Source organism: Pseudomonas sp. XP2 (genome assembly GCF_053557975.1).
Genome location: NZ_JBNRIK010000001.1, coordinates 451493 through 470709, shown reverse-complemented (window position 1 = coordinate 470709; position 19217 = coordinate 451493). Strand labels below are relative to the sequence as shown.

At 60.5% G+C, this 19217-nt stretch carries 19 protein-coding genes; 2 read left to right on the top strand and 17 right to left on the bottom strand.

All coding sequences use genetic code 11. The features are described 5' to 3' along the window. Positions 1-182: 182 nt before the first annotated feature. Together ACK1VC_RS02090 and ACK1VC_RS02085 are read left to right on the top strand one after the other, a co-directional pair. On the top strand, positions 183-728 hold the full coding sequence (locus tag ACK1VC_RS02090; RefSeq protein ID WP_016489284.1) for a hypothetical protein: 546 nt from the start codon (positions 183-185) through the stop codon (positions 726-728). An 11-nt stretch (positions 729-739) separates the two neighbouring features. Next, positions 740-1093, top strand: a complete 354-nt coding sequence (locus tag ACK1VC_RS02085; protein WP_023049287.1) for a hypothetical protein — start codon at positions 740-742, stop codon at positions 1091-1093. A gap of 83 nt (positions 1094-1176) precedes the next feature. Here ACK1VC_RS02085 and ACK1VC_RS02080 read toward each other — a convergent pair whose 3' ends face one another. The 17 genes from ACK1VC_RS02080 to ACK1VC_RS02000 all read right to left on the bottom strand — a co-directional run bounded on the left by ACK1VC_RS02080 (position 1177) and on the right by ACK1VC_RS02000 (position 19213). After that, positions 1177-2025, bottom strand: a complete 849-nt coding sequence (locus ACK1VC_RS02080; RefSeq protein ID WP_016489286.1) for a hypothetical protein — start codon at positions 2023-2025, stop codon at positions 1177-1179. 36 nt (positions 2026-2061) lie between these two features. Next, a complete protein-coding gene (locus ACK1VC_RS02075; protein ID WP_224372391.1) occupies positions 2062-2634 on the bottom strand; it encodes a hypothetical protein in 573 nt (190 codons plus the stop codon). 4 nt (positions 2635-2638) lie between these two features. Continuing rightward, entirely contained in the window at positions 2639-3481 is an 843-nt protein-coding gene (locus ACK1VC_RS02070) for a hypothetical protein (protein ID WP_016489288.1), read from the bottom strand. Between the two features lie 249 nt (positions 3482-3730). Next, a complete protein-coding gene (locus ACK1VC_RS02065; RefSeq protein ID WP_016489289.1) occupies positions 3731-4513 on the bottom strand; it encodes a hypothetical protein in 783 nt (260 codons plus the stop codon). A gap of 12 nt (positions 4514-4525) precedes the next feature. Continuing rightward, positions 4526-5500 (bottom strand): hypothetical protein, encoded by a 975-nt coding sequence (locus tag ACK1VC_RS02060; protein WP_191087008.1) that lies wholly within the window; start codon positions 5498-5500, stop codon positions 4526-4528. Positions 5501-5634: 134 nt separating this feature from the next. Beyond that, entirely contained in the window at positions 5635-6954 is a 1320-nt protein-coding gene (locus ACK1VC_RS02055) for a secretion/conjugation apparatus DotM-related subunit (RefSeq protein ID WP_060518527.1), read from the bottom strand. A 54-nt stretch (positions 6955-7008) separates the two neighbouring features. Then, on the bottom strand, positions 7009-7281 hold the full coding sequence (locus ACK1VC_RS02050) for a hypothetical protein (RefSeq protein ID WP_172455929.1): 273 nt from the start codon (positions 7279-7281) through the stop codon (positions 7009-7011). A gap of 48 nt (positions 7282-7329) precedes the next feature. Continuing rightward, the gene (locus ACK1VC_RS02045; RefSeq protein ID WP_016489293.1) at positions 7330-8529 is read right to left on the bottom strand and encodes an ATPase, T2SS/T4P/T4SS family; all 1200 of its coding nucleotides are present in this window, start codon (positions 8527-8529) and stop codon (positions 7330-7332) included. Next, on the bottom strand, positions 8526-9473 hold the full coding sequence (locus tag ACK1VC_RS02040; protein WP_224372393.1) for a type IV secretory system conjugative DNA transfer family protein: 948 nt from the start codon (positions 9471-9473) through the stop codon (positions 8526-8528). Before ACK1VC_RS02040 ends, ACK1VC_RS02045 begins: the two co-directional genes overlap by 4 nt. Positions 9474-9487: 14 nt before the next feature. After that, positions 9488-9988, bottom strand: coding sequence for a DotD/TraH family lipoprotein (locus tag ACK1VC_RS02035; RefSeq protein WP_224372395.1), 501 nt, complete (start codon positions 9986-9988; stop codon positions 9488-9490). A gap of 64 nt (positions 9989-10052) precedes the next feature. Next, positions 10053-10577: a transglycosylase SLT domain-containing protein gene (locus tag ACK1VC_RS02030; protein WP_016489296.1), complete on the bottom strand. Its 525-nt coding sequence runs from the start codon at positions 10575-10577 to the stop codon at positions 10053-10055. A 2-nt stretch (positions 10578-10579) separates the two neighbouring features. Further along, positions 10580-11197, bottom strand: coding sequence for a hypothetical protein (locus ACK1VC_RS02025; protein ID WP_023047878.1), 618 nt, complete (start codon positions 11195-11197; stop codon positions 10580-10582). 117 nt (positions 11198-11314) lie between these two features. Further along, the gene (locus ACK1VC_RS02020) at positions 11315-14254 is read right to left on the bottom strand and encodes a type IV secretion protein DotL (protein WP_191087009.1); all 2940 of its coding nucleotides are present in this window, start codon (positions 14252-14254) and stop codon (positions 11315-11317) included. An 11-nt stretch (positions 14255-14265) separates the two neighbouring features. Beyond that, positions 14266-17328 carry a type IV secretion system protein IcmB/DotO gene (locus ACK1VC_RS02015; protein ID WP_016489299.1) on the bottom strand — a complete coding sequence of 1021 codons (3063 nt, stop codon included), beginning with the start codon at positions 17326-17328 and terminating at the stop codon, positions 14266-14268. Between the two features lie 63 nt (positions 17329-17391). Beyond that, positions 17392-18138 carry an HNH endonuclease gene (locus ACK1VC_RS02010; RefSeq protein ID WP_024717374.1) on the bottom strand — a complete coding sequence of 249 codons (747 nt, stop codon included), beginning with the start codon at positions 18136-18138 and terminating at the stop codon, positions 17392-17394. 72 nt (positions 18139-18210) lie between these two features. Then, positions 18211-18591, bottom strand: a complete 381-nt coding sequence (locus ACK1VC_RS02005) for a hypothetical protein (RefSeq protein WP_016489301.1) — start codon at positions 18589-18591, stop codon at positions 18211-18213. 37 nt (positions 18592-18628) lie between these two features. Then, positions 18629-19213 carry a hypothetical protein gene (locus tag ACK1VC_RS02000; protein WP_016489302.1) on the bottom strand — a complete coding sequence of 195 codons (585 nt, stop codon included), beginning with the start codon at positions 19211-19213 and terminating at the stop codon, positions 18629-18631. Positions 19214-19217 lie beyond the last annotated feature (4 nt).

The window sequence follows — 19217 nt, the reverse complement described above, 5'->3', positions numbered from 1 at the left end:
AGCGCAGACTCATTCGACCGCCCGCATCAGCCTATGCGCCTGGGTACGGCGAGCCGCACAGGGAAGCAGATGTTGCTGAATGCCGACTGACTCGGGCACGTTCAAGCCCCGTGAAAAAACGACGGACATAGATGCAGCTATCAATACGCGATGCGAGCCGATTCGTGATCGGCGCCGGGCTAATGCGACAAAAGGCCATCGAGGCCTCAGGCAACCCGGCAATCAGCCTTGGCAACGTAGCGCAAGCCGCCCTGCGGGAAGGCCCTGACGGCCAGAAAGTCCGCCAGACGATCGACACACTGGCCGATCAAGCGTCTGAATATTTGCGCAACACGCCTCCCCACACCCTGCGCTCCGAGCGGATAATGCAAAGCAGAGAAGCCGAAGCCAGCGCATTCACAGCCATCCATCGTGCCGTGATCAGCAGCGTGACCCTGGAAATGGCCAGCCCGTCCGGGAGGAGCGGCGCCGAGTCCGAGCTGCGCCAGTCGCTGCTCGATGCACTCGAAGCAATCGACAATACCCCTGGCTCACGGGCAGACAGGGAAGGTTTGCTGGCCTCCGTGCGCGATCAGGTAATCGCGGCCTCCTCCGACGCCGACAGCATGAAGCGGATGGTGCGTGAAAGCGAACAAGCCTACCTGGCTGCCGACCTGGACAAGACGTTCGCCCGCTACGCCAACCCATCGCTACCACGCAGCGAAAGCAGTAACGACTACAGCATGTAAGGATTCAAGCCATGCCGACCCCGCAGGAATTTCAGAGCTTCACCGCCTCCGTGTTCCCTTCCCAGGCGGCGGAGACTGTCATTGCCAAGCAGCCCGTACTGGCCGACTACGGCCGTGAGCTACGCAACGCAATCAGCCAGCTGCCACCTGAAGCCACACGGACGCTGCTCGGCGATTATGGCCAGGCATCCCCGGCGCTCATGACGTCGATCGAGGACTCCATCCTGCTTCGTGAATTTGCCCACGAACGCGTGGCTCAGCAGGCGGACGTCAGCCAGGAGTGGCTGAACGCTGCCGATACGCAACGGACGGGGATCGATGAGTCAGCGGCAGCTGCGGACGACACCTGGAACGCAGAGCCATAGCCTGACAAGCAGGCACAAAAAAACCGGACCTGCGTCCGGTTTTTTTGTGCCTGCTTCCGACTGCGAGGTCGGCCCATCACAGGTTATCGCGAAGCGGTCTTGAACTGACGAGTGCTGTCTTTGCAACCCATGGATGCAACCGTGAACAACACTTCATACCGCGTGTAGGCGCTTGCAGAAACACGTGATGGCCTGGGGCCTTTGTCTACGGTCTTGCTGTAGGCAAGCACCGCATCGCACGCTATCGCATCCACCACCTGGCTGCTGACCTGAGAGGCACGCTGGCGCATACCCAGTTCGAACTGCGCATCATCCAGAACAACCGGCGTACGTGCCGGCGTGGTTGCCAGCGCTACGTGGGCGCCCTGGGACTCTCCCAGCAAGCGCACGGCAATGGTGATGCCGCCGCTGCTCTCGATACGCGGGTATCCGGCAAACCGCGCGGTGAACTTGTCAGCAGCCGCCAACTGGCTGACAGTGCGGCCCACCACTTTGGCCCAGTACTCATTGGGCGGGTTCGAAGGATCATAAGCTGGCGCCCCCCGATCATAGGGCTTGCCCGCCATCCTCAGCTGCTCCTGGCGCAAGAAGTAGCTGGAGCGGCACTTGTTGCTGATCTGCGCGTCCATGGGGCGCCCAGACTTTGCGCTGTAGAGCAGGGCAGAAGCACACTCCAGCTCAAACTGCCCGTTGAGATACAGTTGCTCGCCCGTGCCAAGCGGGCTTGTTGTCGGAACAAGGTTGATCCCTCCCCCACCTGCGCCACCTGCAATCCCGGTAACGAGGCTGCCAGGCATCATCGAGGTGAGCGAACTGACAGCCTCGTCCGAAAAACGAATCTTGGTGGTCCCGTCCGGCATCTGCTCGGTGGTTACACAACCCGCCATCGCCGCAGCGGCCAGCAGGGGCAGGATGAGTTTGCACTTGGTCATGCTCGTGTCCTTACTTGAAAAATCTGCTTGAGCGCGTCAGAAGAACCGCCCCATGTCTTGCTGCTGTGCCTTCACCTTTCGCGTCTCGCGCAGCTGACCCACCACATCGCCCGACCGCATCGCAAAAGCCTCGCCACAAGGCTCGCCGACCTCAGCCACATAGCCTTCATGCACACTCACCCGCACGAACTGGACGAACCTGGCTTGAGCCATGAGTTCGCGCTTGCCCTGTTCGTCGACAAAAATGCCAAGCGCCAGCGGCGGCATGCGAGTGTCCATGAAGTTGACGCTCTCAACCGACAAATACAGCCGGTCGGATACGTAGGCAGCCTCGAAAGGCATGCACCCGGCCCAGGCGGCCTCGAAGGGCTGCACACCCACATACAGGGTGTCCCCTTCCAGCGCAAAGCTGAATCGCCCACTTTGCATGGGCGAGAGCAACATCACGCGGTCGTGCTCAGGATGGCGCAGCACTTCGTCCCGTTTGAAGTTCGCCGTCCAGCGCAAAAAGTTGGCGTACGCCACCACCTGCCTGGCGGCCCGCGCTATCCGGGCTCGCTCATCTGCGCTTATAGCCGGCCCGACATCCTTATGGCCTTGGGTTCCCATCAAATCAGTCCTCGTGCTTTTTGCGCTTTTCCAGCATCCCGAAGAAATCATCAAGAATCTTGTTCAACATCTTTTGCGGCGTATGGCCAAAGTTCTTGGCATGTTCCGACACCCGCTCATGATTGTCGTTGCGCAAGGTGTAGGCATTGGACGGATCTTTTTTCCGGTTACGGAACGAGATCAGCCCAGAACGGCGCGCCATCGACATCATGCGCTCATAATCGGTATGCGAAATGTTGAACTTCTTGCGGATATCGACCTTGGTCAGGCGCTCGTCCGCCTTCATCAGCCGCACCGACTCCAGCATCAGGTTGTGCAACTGGTTGAGCCGCACCAGGTGATTGAAGCCACTGTCGATCTGACCTCGCTCAACGGCACCGCGGTCGGTGTCCGGCCGGGCCAGCCCGCTGGAAAGGTTTTTCAGCACGACTTCATCGGACAGGTCCAGCGGGTTTCGGTTCTTCTTGGTTTCCTTGAAATCGGGCGACTCGCCACTGAGGTAGTAGACCGAGCCCTGCTTGGCTATTTCCACTTCCAGGAACGAGCAGGCAACCATGAAAATGTCTTCAGTGCAGAGCTTGCGCGACACGCCTTGCTGAATGGCTTCGCGGCTCAGGGGTTCGCCAGCTGCGCGCATGGCGGCATGGGTGTGCTTGGTCCGCTGAATGTCCTGGACCATGTTGAAATACGATTTCAGCGGCAGCACCTTGTCGGACAGGTTGACCAGCGGGTGCAACTCTTTGACGGTGTCTGCCAGTACATCCGGCGAGGGGACCAGCAGGGACCGCAAGCCTTGGGCAAGCGACAACAACTTGGTCCCGTCTTTCACTTCATTCGCTGGTCGCATATACGTACCTAAGGTTTTCCAATCCAAAATAGTCTTAAAGTGCCTGCAGGGAGAGCAACACCCTGCTCAAGCAGAACAGCACGGAAGGCTTCGCGGCCCTTGCCTGCTCTTAATCTCCAATCCTGGAAAAGAACCACCTTCGGCACCGCTTGGCAACAATCGGGCAAAGCGAAAAGGCATTACGCCATTTCACACGCCCGCAAACCAGCGAAAGGCATAACCCATCCCTCAAGATGGAAGCAACGGCAATCATTGCGGTGCCAGGCACCCGAGATCGCCGCCTTGACCTGGGTCAAGGCCCATGGACTGAAGCGTCTGCTTGGTAAGCTCCACCTGCGCCTTGATTGACTCAGGGTCATTCGCCATCTGCTGCGCGACAGCATTTTCAATCGGCGACGGGGAGGAAGCAAGATGAGACATGGTGGCCATTACCGCAACCACTACCAATGGCGGAACAACCCAGGCCAATGCAGTCTTGCGCCGGCGCGATCGAGCCTGGCGAGCTGCATCATCGGCGGCCTGTTCGCGCAGGGCCTTGCGTGACGGTTGTGGCGCAGCCACGGGAAGCGAAGCATTAAATGCCGCCGGCTGCAGCTGCCCACCCACCCTTTGAGCTTCATCGCGCTGGAAGTAGTCGTTCAGGGCCTCGTTCAAGCATTGCGCAAGGGCCTGGCGAACGGTGTAGGCAACCAGGGCCGGATCAATGTGGGTCAGCGCGCCCTTGCGATCTGCCTCGGCATGGAATACCAGCTGCAGGGCGGCCAGCTCGTGGTTGGACAGCGCGCCAGTGGCATCCTCGATTGCCAGGCTGACGCTGCCCTTCAGCAAGCGCTGATGACCATCGTCTTCAGCCGTATCAAAACCGGCAACCAACAGGGACAACTGCTGAAACCCCTTGGGAATACGCACGGTCCGGGGCGCCCGCAGCACGTCATGGGGGCTCTGGCTGTCGAACACCACCAGCAAGTGCTCGCCCGAGCCGAAGATGCGGATGCCGGGATCGAACTCGAAGTTCGGCGCTTTGGATTTCATGTACGTTGCTCCTTAAAGTTTCCCAAAGATGTCTTCAAGTACGACGGCCTGTGAAAGGCCCGTCATCATCCTTGGCTTCCCTGTGCGGTGGTCGATGAAGAACGCAGCCGGGACACCCGCCTGTTCCTTGCCGTTGTTTTCGAACGCGGCAAACAGGAACGCCAGGTTGGTGCTCAACTGTTCGACCGTTTCCGGCGATGGCTCAGAGCGGATCTGCTCGTGCTTGCCCAGCACTCGCGCCAGCGTTTTCTGGTCCTTGGCCTGCAGGATAGTGGCCGCAAGCGGCACGCCATCTTCCGGGTTGCCCAGCGCTGCTGAGGGGATCCACTTGATCGAGTGGCCCTTTGCCGCATACGCCCGTGTCAGGTTGTACGCCTCCCGGCAGTATGGGCAGCGGGGGTCGATGATGATGTAGACGGTATCGCCAATACCGCCCTTGCCTTCCTTCACCCCGGCAAGGGAGTCGACCGTCTTCATCGACTCCGGTACAGCCCCTTTGAAACTGCCATCCATTGCTGCGGCCTCACGCACGTTCGGTGCGACAACCGGCGACATCATCGGCGCGGCAGGTGCAACAGCAACGGCTGCAGGAGCAGGAGCAGGCGCAGGGTTGGCGACCTGCGCAGCGCCCGGCAGGAAGGCGTCGGAGATGTTGGCGCCCGATTCGGCATTCCAGGCCACACCGGTGAACAGCACCGCAGAATCCGGGGTGCTGAACAACACCACCTGATGGCCGTTTTTTTCCACCGTCCAGGCAGTCAACCCGCCCAGGCCCACCGGGCGGGCGTTGACGATGCGGCCATAGCGCGATACCCGTTGCGCGGTCAGGTCATCGAGTTCCTGCTGTGCCTGAGTGGCCGGCGCAACGGCTTGAGCGGTGATGAAAGCAGAGAGGTCCGCCGTTTGAGCCGGGGCGGCATGGGCGACTAAAACCCCCGCCGCAAGCACCGCAAGCACGGCAACAGGTCTTGCAAACACACCCTTCATGGCTCAACGTCCTTATTAATAATCCAATACGACCGCATTCTAACAAAAAAGCAGAAAAAGGCACTAAAAAACAAAAAATGGTCATATTGAATGATGACCCTCTGACAGCGAACTGCCGGCTCAGCAGTGCCACTTCATGTCATTTTCTCATCGTGCATCGCCTTCCGTGCCGCGGCTTCCTTCTCTTCCTGGACGGCCTCGTAACGCTTCTTGTCGGCGTCGGTATACTTGTACGCCGACATGGCCTGTTCAAGGCCATTGACTGCCTTGTCCAGCTGGGGCTCCGCCAGCGATGCACCTGCCTTGCACTCATAAAGGAAGTGCGACAGGATGCCCGGCGCCTCCGGGAACCCGGCCTGGCGCCCGATCGTCTGCAGGGCATACCACATGTCCCTGTCGAAAAAGCGCAGCCAGCGCATCTCGGCGGGAGGCAACACGCCCAGGCGCCGCGCCTGGAAGAACATGGCGAAGATGATGGTCCTGACGAACGCATGGGCATGCAGGATCGCACTGGCGTTAGGGTGCTTTATGTATTTCTGGATGATTGCCCGCGGCACCTCCAGTGGCACTTCAGGCTTCAGCCAGGCATAAGGGTCGGCGGCACCAGCGCCTTTACCCCCCTTCGCCGAAGGCGCCTTGAACTGGTCCCAACACCACGCAACCATGTAGTCGCTGTCGGCCATCGCCGCCTTGAAGGCTTCGTCATCGAGCGACGTGTCTGTGGCAACCACCCGTGGCAAGGCAATTGCCACCAGCAGGGTTTCCGCCGCAGACAAGCTGCCAACCCGGGTCCAGTGCTGGCCCAACTGACGCCGCATCACTTCGGTGGCCTTCTCACGGTCGAGCGTCGGCGCCCAGCTTCGGTCCGACTGCGCTTGCCAGCCACTGATCAGCAGATGCTCGTAGGCAAACTGGCGGGAGGTCTGCGACATGCCGAATACTGGGTGGTCCAGTGGCTGGGCGATCAGGTCGAGCTCGGCGAACATCCGCAGGTGCGGGTACTGCGCCTTGTTCTCTTGCACATAGCTCTTGATGTTGTGTGTCCGGGTGAACCTGAGCTTGGGGTGGGTCTTGTTTATGCGCAGGAACATGCGCACCGAAAGCACTACCATGAGTACCAGCAAGAACCCGTTCATGAACAGGGAGGACGAGGTAATTTCGCCCCACGCCACGTTTGAAAAGTCACGCTGGCAGGCGCCCACAATGCCGTCGGGCGCACACATGCGCCCGACCCATTCGTTGATCGACGAAATACCCGGTATGTCCGCAAAGTCGCCAAGCACGCTCGGCAACCAGAGTTCCACGTAGCGGATGTAGGTGTAGGCGGCGGAAATCTTTTCGTGGGCGAAGTACCAGGCACCCCACCCCCCCAGGTAAAGCACCACGATGATCCCTATCAATATCGCGGGATCATCCCACGTGAAACTTTTTTGCCCACCGCCTTGCTGCTTCATTCAACGCCCCTTCTGCCGCCACAAAGATTTTCGCCGGTCATGCCTGCCGTGCCCCTACCTGACCAGCTCTTTGAGGATGTTGTGGGTGGTACGCACACGCCCCACCATGAACACCGCAGCCTGACGAAAAACAGCGCGTACGGTCATTTTCTTGACCACTTCGATGTAGACCAGCCCGAGCGTCATGCACAACGCCAGCGGCAGCAGAAACTTCCACAGCGCCGGCACCAGCAACAACAGCAACCAAGGCAAGGCAGCGCTTGCGTTGATCACGAAGAAACGTGCGGGTGGAGCACTTCTGCTCCAGTGATACCGTCCTGTTGCCATGTTCTTCCCCTGAATTCTGTTGGGTAGCCTTTACGAGAGCGCCCCGGCTCAGCCGTGGCGCAAGTCGCGGGCAGCCGCTTCGTTGATCACGCCCGCTGCCAGCAGGCGGTCCGCCTCGGCAGCAAACGTATGCCCTTCATCGCGCACGAACTCGGCGACACGCTGGGTAACCCGCCCCATGTCGGTCAGGTCCATCAAGGTGTCACGCACCTGCTCGGTGAATTTCAGCCAAGAGCGCGCCGCCGTGCGCTTGCCATCGACCGTTGGCACCAGCTTTTGCGCCATCATGAAACGGCTGGTGTCGACCAGGTCGTAGATGGCCGTCGCCCGTTCCTGTTCGGGGAAGCGGGAGATCATCCGGCGCATGATCGCCGCCACGTCCTTGGCGTGGACCGTGCCGAACACCGGGTGGCCAGTCAGCGACAGCTCGACCGCCGCACGAATGGTTTCCTGGTCTCGCAATTCGCCAATTACACACAGGCCGGGGGCACGCCGCATGGCCTCGCGGTTGGCCCGGTAGAAATCCTTGAAGTGCGTGGGAATTTGCGACTGCACGAAGATCGAATGCTTGCTCTGGATCTTGTCGTAGGTGAACTCGATCGGCTCTTCATGGCTGATCAGGTTGCCCTTGATCGGCGTGTCGTTTTCCAGAATGAAACGGTTGATGGCGGCAAACGTGGTGGTCTTGCCATGGCCCGTGGCCCCGGCCACATAGACGATGCCATCACGCGGCGTGGCCATTCTGACGATGTCCTCGCTCAAACCGACGTCCTGGATTCGGGGCGGGTCATCGGGAATGGCCCGGATGACAATCTGGCACGACGTATCGCCATGGCAGGCAATAGGCGAGGCGTTTACCCGGTAGGCATAACGCAGGCGGGCGCCTCGCGCATCCTTGCGCTGCGGGTCGAACAACTCGTACCGCTCGTTGACCGCCGTCCCGGACACGATATCGGTAGTGGCGGTGTCCCGGTTGGCCGCCATCTTCAACAGTTCGTTGACTTCCCCGACATCGAGCGTACGGCGGGTGACCGCATACAACCGCCCGTACTTCTTCACCACCACCGGCAATGCGGGCTGGATGAAGATATCGCTGACGCCATGGGTAAGGGTTTCCAGCATCATCGCCTTGAACTGGTCGGCGCGGTCGAAGCGAAACGGGTCTTCGTAGCTGGTCAGCCGCTCCAGGCGCTCGATCAGTGCGCCCGGCTCCAGCATCATCACGTCATCGTGGAAGTCCTGCTTCATTGCGGCCCGCCTTCACCGGCAGCGGGCTGCGTGCGCAAGCGGCTGCCACCGGGGGCCGCGAATGCCTCGGCCGCTGCAGGCTGACGGGCGGCGGCCGGCGACGGTGCCGGGTTTGCGGCACGGGCTGGCGCAGCACGTCGCACCGGATCGGCGGTGGTGGAGGTGGCAATCGAGCTGCGCCAGACATTCATGTTGTCGTTGAACTCTGGCAGCGCCGTGATGCGCAACAGGGTTTCGTCCACCGCCATCGACCGCCCTTCCTTGGTAACAGGGATGGCCGCTCCGGAGATGATCGGCAGGGTGACCTGGCCGTGGCGGGCAAACTCACTGAAACGGCGCATGCCATCGATATCGCGGTTCATCCGGTCGAAGCCGTAGGTCAGCATCAGGTTTGCCTGCTCGACGCCTTGCTTCCAGCCTTCACGTACAGCCAGTTTCCATACCCGCTCTTCCTCGTCGGAACGCGGCACCAGCGCAGAAACCAGCGAGGTGCGGTCGAAGCTGGGCAGCGGGAAGGTCAGGTACTCGCGCCAGCTTGGCGGAACGGACGAAAAGCGCGCCTGCGATTCGATCTTGTAGGCCGCCCCCGACAGGCGCAGCGTGTAATCGCCGTCCTGGTTGTACAGGTGGCGCGCCTCGGTGATCACCGGCGGCACCACGCGGTCCTGGATCATCAGGCTGCTGAAGTCATAGACCGTATCGAACTCGCGCTCGCGCACCTTCAGCGCCTTGTTGATGTTGGTGAGCTGCCAGGCCAGGCCAGCCTTTACACCGACCTGCAGCGCGGCATCGAGAATGGCTTCGCCACGGGCTGCCGATGCCTGGTTCTTCTCATCGCGCATGGCCTCGACAGCGGACTTGGCATCGCCGGTGTCGCCCTGCTGCTGAACGTAGGCAGGCTTGTCATAGAGGCGCTCGGCGTCCTCAAGGGTCATCGGGGGCATGTCCATCGCCATGTTCAGCCCCTCCCCAGCGCCAACGGTACCGGCTTGTAGATCAGGCGCAGGGTATTGGTGCTCTTGTCGAGCACCACATCGGCACCGGTGTCGATCTGCGCGCCCACATCCTTGAGCACGTTGATCGGGGTAGCCCTGCGGACCCACACGTTGATGGGCTTGAGGTCCACACGCTTGCCGCTCTCGACGTAGGCATAGCCGTAGCGGCTGGCGAAGGTCTGCAGCAGCTCCTGGGGCTTGCCGATGAAATCGATATCCACCTGGTCGGTGTCGACCGCAGCCTGGCGAGAGGCGGCTTGCACACGGTCAGCGTTCAGGCGCGACACGTAGTTGTGCTGAGAGTTGACCGCTACCGATACCTTGTCGGCGATGATCCGGCTGGCAAACGCCTCGGTGTCGTCGGTGGTCGGTTTGGCAGAACTGGCACAGCCCCCCAGCGCAACCAATGCCAGCAGCACGCCTCCGGCCTTGCAGCAGCGTGCACCCATGAGCATTCCTTTCATTTAAAAACTCCTGAAGTTTGTCATTCTGATCGACCCTGCGCAGGGGCAACCTGCGGCGGCCTGGTTACTGGTAGCTGACCACCAGCCGGTCATGGCGCTGCCGTTCAAGGTATTTGCCCCATTTCACCGCGAGCGGGATCAGGTCTTTCTTGTAGATGTCGTTGAATTTGCGGGTGCGGGAGTGGTAGTTGGCCGCACGGGTCCAGAAGTCCTGACCATTGTTCTCGGCAAGCTTCTGGCGCAGCAGCCAGGCCGCCAGCTCTGCGTTGTAGCAACCGCGCCAGGCGACATCGGATTTGGTAATAGCCGGGTACGAGGCAAATACGCCTTTCGGCCCCCAGTGGGTGGTATTGATCTGGAAGTGGCCAAGGTCGAAGGTGCCGTTGCTGTTCGACACGCTTTGCCCGTTCTTCCCGCTCTCCTTGCTGGAAATGGCCAGCAGCACGTTGGCCGGCACACCCTGGCGCTGTGCGGCCTGCACGACGCAGTCGATATCCGCAGGCCGCACGGCATAGAAGTCGTCGGCCAGCACTTGCGCAGACCACAGCGCCAGCACGGCGACTACCCATTGGAGCCCGTTGCGCGCCATGTTCAGATAATCCACTTCTGATGCTGGAACCAGAACCAGAACGCGCCTTCGACAAACAGTTGCCCGGTCGAGACCTGCCAGCTGCGATAGGACTTCTTCATGCCGAATACCCACAGCGCAAAGCCGATCGACAACCAGTTCAGGGCGATCATGATGCCGGCGCCGGTCGCCAGCATGTAGACGAACCCGGCAACGGCGAAAAGGCTGGCGATGAAAAACGCCCTGGAATGCAGCCGGTGGTTGCGGGCGATACGGTCGAGTTCGTCGCGCTCGATGGTCGTCAGCTGTGCCTTGACGCGCTCATTGCGGTAGCGCGCAGCATGCTCGCGGACCTTTGTGACATTGTCCTCTTCGAACAAGGCGAAGTCACAGTTGTTGCAGCCCCAGCTGTGCAGCACACGCAGCTTGCCTTTCGGGCTCTGCTCAAGCTCCTGATGATCGCCTTCGGTCTTGAGCAGGACCCCGCGCTCGCACTCGGGGCAAGTGGGGCTGAAATTGGAACGCCACAGCGACTTGATGTGCTGGTTGCCCATGCGCAGCTGGTTCACGCCCAAGGCCGCCATGGGCATGGTGATGAACGCGAACTTCGCTGCCTTCTTCCCTGAATCGAACAACCCCATCACGTCACCCTGGCATGCAAAAATTCTAGTTTCTGATTATCTGTTAGATATCTATCGTCGTCAATTTATGACACCAATTAGAATCTGCTTCCGACCAGTGGACGGCGGGCTCGATGCCTACTCATGCGGTTTGTTCTTCATCAGCGCGCGGCATTGCGCCTGCAGTTCATTCAACCGTTCACGCATACCCGCCACATCCTGCGCCTCAGGCGCGGGCGCTACGGAATAGGCCGTTTCGCGAGCGATGGCATCGCAGGCTTCGCGGATGCGTTCTTCGGCGGCCCACTTGTCCGACAGCGATGCAAACCCTTCACCGGCAGCCATCACTTGCATGTCGAGCATTTGCTTGGGCATGACGATTGCCAGTTCACGGGCCCATTCATCGTCCAGCGTCTGCTCGTCCGCAGCCGCAACAGCGGGCACTTCTGGCGCCACCGTGCTCCCGACGATCAGGTCCGCCACCGCCAGAATGCTCGCCTCGATCGCCCCCGGGCTCAGTGGATCCTCCTGGGCTGCCGCTACGGGCGCAGCGGGTGGCGTAACGGGTGTTTCCAGCACCTGCTGCGGAGATGGCGCAGCCGGAGCCGGCTTTTTCAACGCACCGGTCAAATACCCCCCGAGCACGGCGAACGAAGTATCCAGCCTACCCAGCAGTGGCCGGTCGGGGTCTGCGTAGTTGTGTTCGAACGCACTGTGCATACGGGCAAAGGTAGGGTCGCCCTTGACCACCGCCCGCACCCGCCTGGCGAACGAGCCATCTTTCAGGCTGTCGACAAATGCCTGGCGCGATTGCCTGTTCTGCGGAAGGTCTGACGGCTCGGGCGGCTCGACCGGGATGAAATCGTTGATGCGCATTTCTTTCGGTGCCGGGCCGGCTGTGTAGAAGCCCATTCCGCGGATAAGGGCCACACCGCCGGTTTTGCCATTCTGCGATTTCTTGCCGACCAGGAAGGTGAACTCGCCGTTTTCCTGCATGGCGACGTCGTCGTAGTTCAACCGGCTGCGCTGCTCGATGCCAATGTTGTCCGACTGGCGCAGCTTTTCGTTGCCCGCAGTGCGTTCGAAATTGCCCAGCATGGCCTGCGAAGACTCGGCCGCCGCGCCCTGCACGCGCCGCCAGGTTTCCGATTCGGTGCCCGAGGTCAGGCGGCCGACGGCGCGGATGTTGGTGTTTTCCCAGGTGGCATCCGCTTCTTCGGCGCTGGATTTCTTCAGCGAGGAAAAGTCCTGCGCCGCGAAGGTGACACTGAAGCCCAGGCTACGCGCCTGGGCCGGGGCCACGGCGAAGCCGACCACGGCGTAATAGCCGTATTCGTCGAGGATGGTATAGAACGGGAACTTGGAGCCCGTTGGCCGGCTGTCGATGATTTCGCGTACCACCCCTTCGACCCGGTTGCCCAGGCAGCCGGCCATCATCTGCTTGATGCTGCCTACAATCATCTTGCCAAGCATGCGCATGCTGTCAGGTGCACGCTCCAGCGCCGGCAGCAGCACCACCAGCAAGCGGCGGTTGATCACCACATCGTAGAAGTCCACGTCACCGACGCGTGTCTTGAAGATATGGCCGTAGTTGAAGGTCAGGTCGTTGAAGATCCGCCCGAGCTGCATGACGATGTAGCCGTGCTGCTCCAGGGTCTTGGTTTCCTGCTTCTTGAACTTCGCCTTCTGGTAACCCGGCAGCGTCAGCAGGTAGGAGCGCAGCGGGGCCACGATCACATCGAACATCTCGCCGTACTTGCCGCCGTGCTCCCACACCAGTTCTTCGATCACGTTCAGCTCGAAGTACTCCAGGTACTTCTCGGGGGACAGGTTGATGTGACCCTTGTCCCGCAGATAGGTCAGCGGCCGCGTCAGGGCTGCCACGAACATGATCGCCCGCCCCTTCCACATGTCGCCGCCGCCACCGGAGTCATCCATCAGCGACACGATCAGCTCGATCAACATGCCCGACGAGGTATTCCCCATCATGTTCATGTTGTTGGTCACCTTGTCGACCTGCTTCTCGACGAAGTCGCGGCCAGAGGTGATGAAGTTGATGATCAACAGGTCATCTTCGCGGCCGAGGTAGCGCGACAGGCGGAAGATTTCCTTCTGCAGCTTGGGGTCACCCTTGCCGTCGACGTAGATGAAACCCGTGTTCTGCACCAGGGCGTTGAACACGATGCCGAGCAACAGCTCGGTGTTATGGGTGACCAGGCTGTCGTCGGTGATATACAGGTGGTGTGGGTGATCGATCTCGATGCACTGGCAGGGCGCCTGCCCGGCAGCGTCTACCTTCCACACCTCGGCCCAGCCATTGAACTTGGCAGACCCACGCTTCTTGCGCACCTTGGGCAGCATCACCACCACGCCACGCCCCATCAGCTCACGGATGGCATCGGTCGTCACGGTGTGCGCTGCTTCGCTACCATCCTGGCCGCGTGTAAGCACTCGCCACAGGTGGTCACCGGTGGCCTGGGCCCTGCGGCCGTCGCGGGTGGCAATCGTCCAGATCGGCTGAACGCCCTGCTCGATCACCCGCAGCACCGCAGCCTGCTTGCCATCGGGCGTGCACACGCTGTCTCCGACCCGGATGCGGCCCATTTCCACCCAGCCGCCCGGCGTCAGCACCTTGGCATGCTTGGGCTGCGGCTTACCGGAGCCCGTGGTGCCCAACACCAGCTGGTGCGTCCTCAGGTCGCTGTCGCCGGCGTAGATCTGCTCCCGGGTCTCCAGGTCATTGCCGAAAAGGGTAACCCCCTCGCCTTTCTTTTTGCCCTTGTACGAGCCGTCATTGACATCCGCCAGCTTGGGTACCCGGTAAGGGAAATCGAAGGCACGGTTTTCGACATCGACGAACTTTCGCTTGAACACCCAGGCCAGCAGCAACAGCAGCTCACCCGAGAAGGGCACCTTGATCGAAACCAGCGCCAGGATCGGCAGCGCGAAGGTGCCAAACACTGCGCCATCAGCAGACTGGAAAAAATCGCTGAAGCGCTGCCCGGCCAGGCGCGTGTCTTTGCGCCGCCGGCTGGTGCTGACTTCATGCTGACGGGATGCGCCCTTGTACTGAGCCATCTGTCACTCCCTCACACTACGTCTTCGTATGCACTGGCGCTGATGTAGTCAGCGACCAGATCCTTGGCGATGCGCGCAATCACGGACTGCTCCATGTCGTCATCGACGAACTCGACATCCTTGAACGTCTCGCGCTTGAGCCGCTCCACCATGTCCTTGCAGCCACCCGACGGGAAGCGGCGGGCCAGCAATGCGAGCGCGTCCGGGCGCGGCATGTGCTCGTAGAGCATGGTGCGCAGTTTCCGGTCCTCGGCGGTGGTGGTCAGTGCCCACAGGCGCATCGGCCCTGCAGACATGGTGAACAGCTGGCTGTAGGTGGCGTTCTTGGTTTCGAAGCGCGCCAGGAAGGTACAGCCATGCTTGTTGGCCCCGTGCACGAAGTTGACCAGCGCATGCTCCTCGGTGTCGGACAGGCCGATGTTCTTGCGCAGCCAGTCGCGGGTCTCCTTGGTACCCGAGTCGAGGATGAAGGTGGCCGTGGCGATCTTGGTCAGCTGGCCGAAGTCTTCCATCAACTGCGAAGCCAGGATGATCTCCATGTTCCACTTACGGGCCTCACGGCCATCGGTCTGCATCTGCTCCTGCAAGCCCACGTGGCCACCGGTCTTGTGGAATTCGTCCATGCACATGACCTTGTATTCATCCACCAGGTCCGCCACCAGGCGCTCGTAGAATGGCAGGTACTTCTCGGTGAAGAACGGGAAGTCCTCCTTCGAGAAGGCCACCTTCTTCATGAAGCACTGGCGGGCGATCATGTACATCAAGGCCGTCTGCTTTTTCGCCGATGCAGAGCCTTGCAGCGCCACGTCCTGCAGGTCGAGGGCCACGATGCGGGCACTGCCCACGTCAAAGCGGGTGTGATCGGAGAACACCGGGAAGTCACCCACCGCCTCGCGGATACCCAGGATGAAGGCGTCGACCAGGCTACGCCCGACCTCGCCGGACCCCTCGTATTCGGCCCGCACTTCCTCGGTCGACGCCACCGCCACCAGGTCATTGAGGGTTGGCACCGCGTAGCGCTGGGTCACCTCTGCCTCGTACACCATGCCGGCATCGAACATCGCGTCGACCAGCTCCCAGTAGGTAGTCGCCGGAAGAATCCGGAAGCCAAGCTGCGCCACGGCAGTATCCACGACATCGTTGTGCCCCGGCTTGTAGGTTTCCGGGCTGGCCCGCTCGATCTTGTCGTCCTTGCGCCGGTAGGCCAGGTCAACCATCCGGCCGACGAAGTTGCTCATCCCTTCATAGGGTTTTTCGCGCTCGGGCGGCGTCACTAGAATGGTCAGGAAGTTCTTGTTGAACTCACGGTCTTTCGGCAGTGGATAACGTTGGCCCAACGGCGTATCCAGCGGGTTGATGCAGTCTTTCCTGGCATTCTGCAAACGTTTGTACACCACCAGGTGATGAAGCCGGGGGGGCAGGTTGTCGCGCACCAGGTCACAGAAACCGGACGAGGAAATCCCGATGTCTGTGATGCCGATGTAAGGCAGGCCGGTCAGGCCCGGCATCAGGCAGGATTCGAAGTGGTTGTTGTTCATCAGCACCGACTTGCCCGAACCCGGCTTGCCTGCGATCAGCGTGATCCAGGTGGTCTGCTGAGACGAGAAACGCTGGTACTTGAGGATCTTGCCGTCCAGGCTGCGGTAGATGGTCGAACCCTCCTGGAACGGCGAGGCTGGCCGGGTCAGCGGCAGCATGGCCACGGCATCGCCAAGCGGCGCTGCGGCAGGGTCGCCAAGATGCTTGGTGGTCAAGGCCAGGCAGTTGGACTGGAACGCCTGCATCGGGTTGCCGGTACGCTCGATGAACACCGGTTGGCCCCACGACTCCAGCGTGCGCCAGAGCTTCGACTTGCGCAGCGCAAGCTCCTTCACGCCTTTCTCGTCCGGGCTGGCCCAGGTCATGGCGGCAACCTGCAGCTTGACCATGCACTCACCGTCACGCACCCGCTCGCGCAGCTCCTTGGTGGCCAGGTTGATGTTGCGGTTCTGCTCGGAGGTTACCGAAAGCAACTGGGCAAACAGGCTTTTCCAGGCCAGCACGCTCATGCCATCGGACGACAGCATGATCGACACCGAATACGGCAAGGCGCGTGACACACCGTTTTCCTGGGTTTCCGCGCGGTTGAGGCTGTTGAACAGGGTGTTGAAGTATTGCGGCTCTGCCGGTGGAATCGACATCAGCAACGGCGCATACACGCGCGAGCCAACCCGCACGCTGGTAGGGTCGGGCAGCAGACTGGTGCGCTCGCCACTGCCGATTTCAGCCGACGTGACCATGATCTGGCTGGGCAGCGTGGGGTACATGAACTCTGACATGTCCCCACTGCGCTTGCTGGTCTTCCAGCGCATCGGAATGGCGCTGCCCGGAATGTAGGGCTTCCAGGTACGCGGCGTGATGTCGGGGTTCACCTTCGCGCGGATGGCGCGGATTGCTTCACTGACGTCGAGCACATCCGCCGAGCAACCGAACTCGGGGGACGTCAGGTCTTCGGAAATCTTGGTGACAAAGGAAAGGTGGCGGTCCTTGAGGTAGGAAATGGGCCGCAACAGGTTCTGCGCTTCGGCGGTGGCCGGCCATTCCGATGCCTTCCTGAACTCGTTCAGCGCCTCGCGCGCCATCGACCGTTCGGTCTGGTCAAGCAGCGCGGGCCGCGACCAGAACACCAGGTAGCATTCTTCGTCATACACATACTGGGCGTACTTGCTCACGCCCTCGTTGATCAGGTGCCGCACGTTGAGGTTCAACCGCTCGGCAGTTGCTGCCTGCTGCGAGGCGTTCTGCTCCAGCGGCGCAGTCGCATCCAGGTCGCGGCTGAAGACAATCTGCAGGTGATGGCCGCGCACCTTGAAGTACACCGAAAGCGACGCTTCCAGCAGGCTCACCAGGCGCTCGAACTGTTCGCGCCCCAGTACGCTCTTGGTGCCGTTGAAACGTACGATGGACGCCAGTGAACCGTCGTTGGCGACGATGGACTGCCCACCGTCGACCGTTTCAAGGTCGCAATAGTCCTGCACGTCTGCCTTGAGCTGGCTCAGAACCGTCAGGATCACCGCCTCGAGTTTGTTAAACATTTCCTTGTTCTTCCTGTGTAAGGTTCTCAATGGCGAGGCTGATCAGCTCTGCTTCAGGTTGCATCAAGCGAATTGCTTCAGTAGCTGGCCGGTCAATGCCGACCAGTTGCCGGGCAGGAACAAGGCGCGGTTATTGGCCGCGTAATATTCAAGCTGCCCATCCTTGAACGCGCCCTTGGTTGGAAACAGCCGCAGCGGGGCCAACCATTCAGCACGTCTTTCATATTCTTCATCGCTGACAAGTGTTTTGCTTGCGAGGGTTTCGGCCACACTCAATACCGTGATCACTTCTCCGCCGAATACGTCCTTGAGCGTGTCGCCACCGCGAAACTGGAACGCTGCCAACAGGCTGGTCAGTTTCTCGTTGACCGCCCTGTCGCCGAGCAACTCATTGACATAGATGCACCGGGCAATGTTGTTGATCTCGGTTTGTGTCAATTCCTGAACTGCCACGAAAAAACCGGTGCCATTCATGGCGCAGGCACCCAGGTGATGAACCTGGCGGCACAAGTTGCACGCGGTGATCAGGTTGTCCTTGGTGCAATTGTCGGCATTGCCATCCAGTGCATGGAGTTCCTGAAACTTGGCAGACTTGAAACCACAGAAGCGACAGGTGTAATTGTCGCGTTGCCACACTGAAGTGCGCAGAGTGTTGTGCGCTTCACTGAACAGTTTTCGTTGATCATCGTCAGAGCGCCACAGTGGCCGGCGCACGCCGAATACCGGTTGGTTGGCAGTACGGCTGACATAACCACTCGCCAGCGTGGGCACAGTCACTGCCCTGCCCTGCGCAGAGTTTGTTTCGCTCACGTCCGATATCCCCGAAACTGTCTGGAAATTGCGGGGCCTGGCGCCCCGCTTTAGGGTCAGCGGCGCGCAGCCTTAGTTGACCATGGTGTTGCGCATGATCCACATCACGGTGCCGACACCCGCCATCAGGCCACCGATGAACAGGCCGACAATGGCCGACATCGGCTTTTCACGCTCATCCTTCGACGCTTTCCACAGGGTGTACAGCGAAATGGCAACGACCACGAAACCACCAATCGACACCAGCGAGATCAGCAGCGTGGCGCCGCCCTGAGCGGTATTGTCGATGTTGGTCATCACGTCGTCAGCGGTCTTGCCGCCCGAGGTGTCCTGGGTCAGGTCAGTCTTGGTAATGGCAAATGCCGACGGTGCTGCCAGGGCACCGATAACTGCAGTGGTCGCACGAACTTTGGCCGAATCGTAAGCAGCTTTCAGGGTTTTGAGTGCTTTCATGAGTGACGCTCCTTGGGTTTCATATTTCGAAAAGCCGTTACGACCACGGCGTGAAAAGTCCAACCAGATTGAATCCGATTGTGTTGTTGAGTACATCGCTGAACCATTTGAAGTTCCACGCCAGCACACCGCCGATGATCCATCCACTGGCGGTCCCCAGGCCGGCCTGAGTTTGATTGTTGTAATAACCGTTTACCGTCAACCAACCTTTCACCATGGCAATCAGACCGACCACCTGCATGATGCCCAGCAGGGCGAGCGTGGCCAGTTGTGCCTGTTGCTGCAACGTGGTGCCGGTAGAGGAATAGGACAACATGCGCGAGTTGGCATAATCCCCGGTCAACGTTCGCGACATGATCCCCATCCACTCCAGTGTGCCAATGGCCAGCAAAATAGAGCCGATCACCAGTTGCACACAGGCGGAGCCGACAGAAAAACGCTGTCGCCCGGCTACATACTTCAATGCGTTGTCATGGGTAACACCCCAGATTTCAATCAACGCAGCACCTGTCAGGTAAAGACCGATAAGTGCGGCAATACCCTGGCACATCATGATCGCCGTCGGGATTACTTTCCCGATATTGACCAATACATCTACTAGATCGGCAAATCCGGCCGCCATGGCA

Coding starts and splice junctions, on each gene's coding strand:
- ACK1VC_RS02085 (WP_023049287.1), top strand. CDS start 740: ATGCCGACCCCGCAGGAATTTCAGAGCTTCACCGCCTCCGTGTTCCCT.
- ACK1VC_RS02015 (WP_016489299.1), bottom strand. CDS start 17,328: ATGTTTAACAAACTCGAGGCGGTGATCCTGACGGTTCTGAGCCAGCTC.
- ACK1VC_RS02040 (WP_224372393.1), bottom strand. CDS start 9,473: ATGCCCCCGATGACCCTTGAGGACGCCGAGCGCCTCTATGACAAGCCT.
- ACK1VC_RS02060 (WP_191087008.1), bottom strand. CDS start 5,500: ATGAAGGGTGTGTTTGCAAGACCTGTTGCCGTGCTTGCGGTGCTTGCG.
- ACK1VC_RS02000 (WP_016489302.1), bottom strand. CDS start 19,213: ATGGCGGCCGGATTTGCCGATCTAGTAGATGTATTGGTCAATATCGGG.
- ACK1VC_RS02065 (WP_016489289.1), bottom strand. CDS start 4,513: ATGAAATCCAAAGCGCCGAACTTCGAGTTCGATCCCGGCATCCGCATC.
- ACK1VC_RS02025 (WP_023047878.1), bottom strand. CDS start 11,197: ATGGGGTTGTTCGATTCAGGGAAGAAGGCAGCGAAGTTCGCGTTCATC.
- ACK1VC_RS02035 (WP_224372395.1), bottom strand. CDS start 9,988: ATGAAAGGAATGCTCATGGGTGCACGCTGCTGCAAGGCCGGAGGCGTG.
- ACK1VC_RS02055 (WP_060518527.1), bottom strand. CDS start 6,954: ATGAAGCAGCAAGGCGGTGGGCAAAAAAGTTTCACGTGGGATGATCCC.
- ACK1VC_RS02090 (WP_016489284.1), top strand. CDS start 183: ATGCGACAAAAGGCCATCGAGGCCTCAGGCAACCCGGCAATCAGCCTT.
- ACK1VC_RS02075 (WP_224372391.1), bottom strand. CDS start 2,634: ATGGGAACCCAAGGCCATAAGGATGTCGGGCCGGCTATAAGCGCAGAT.
- ACK1VC_RS02020 (WP_191087009.1), bottom strand. CDS start 14,254: ATGGCTCAGTACAAGGGCGCATCCCGTCAGCATGAAGTCAGCACCAGC.
- ACK1VC_RS02005 (WP_016489301.1), bottom strand. CDS start 18,591: ATGAAAGCACTCAAAACCCTGAAAGCTGCTTACGATTCGGCCAAAGTT.
- ACK1VC_RS02045 (WP_016489293.1), bottom strand. CDS start 8,529: ATGAAGCAGGACTTCCACGATGACGTGATGATGCTGGAGCCGGGCGCA.
- ACK1VC_RS02080 (WP_016489286.1), bottom strand. CDS start 2,025: ATGACCAAGTGCAAACTCATCCTGCCCCTGCTGGCCGCTGCGGCGATG.
- ACK1VC_RS02070 (WP_016489288.1), bottom strand. CDS start 3,481: ATGCGACCAGCGAATGAAGTGAAAGACGGGACCAAGTTGTTGTCGCTT.
- ACK1VC_RS02050 (WP_172455929.1), bottom strand. CDS start 7,281: ATGGCAACAGGACGGTATCACTGGAGCAGAAGTGCTCCACCCGCACGT.
- ACK1VC_RS02030 (WP_016489296.1), bottom strand. CDS start 10,577: ATGGCGCGCAACGGGCTCCAATGGGTAGTCGCCGTGCTGGCGCTGTGG.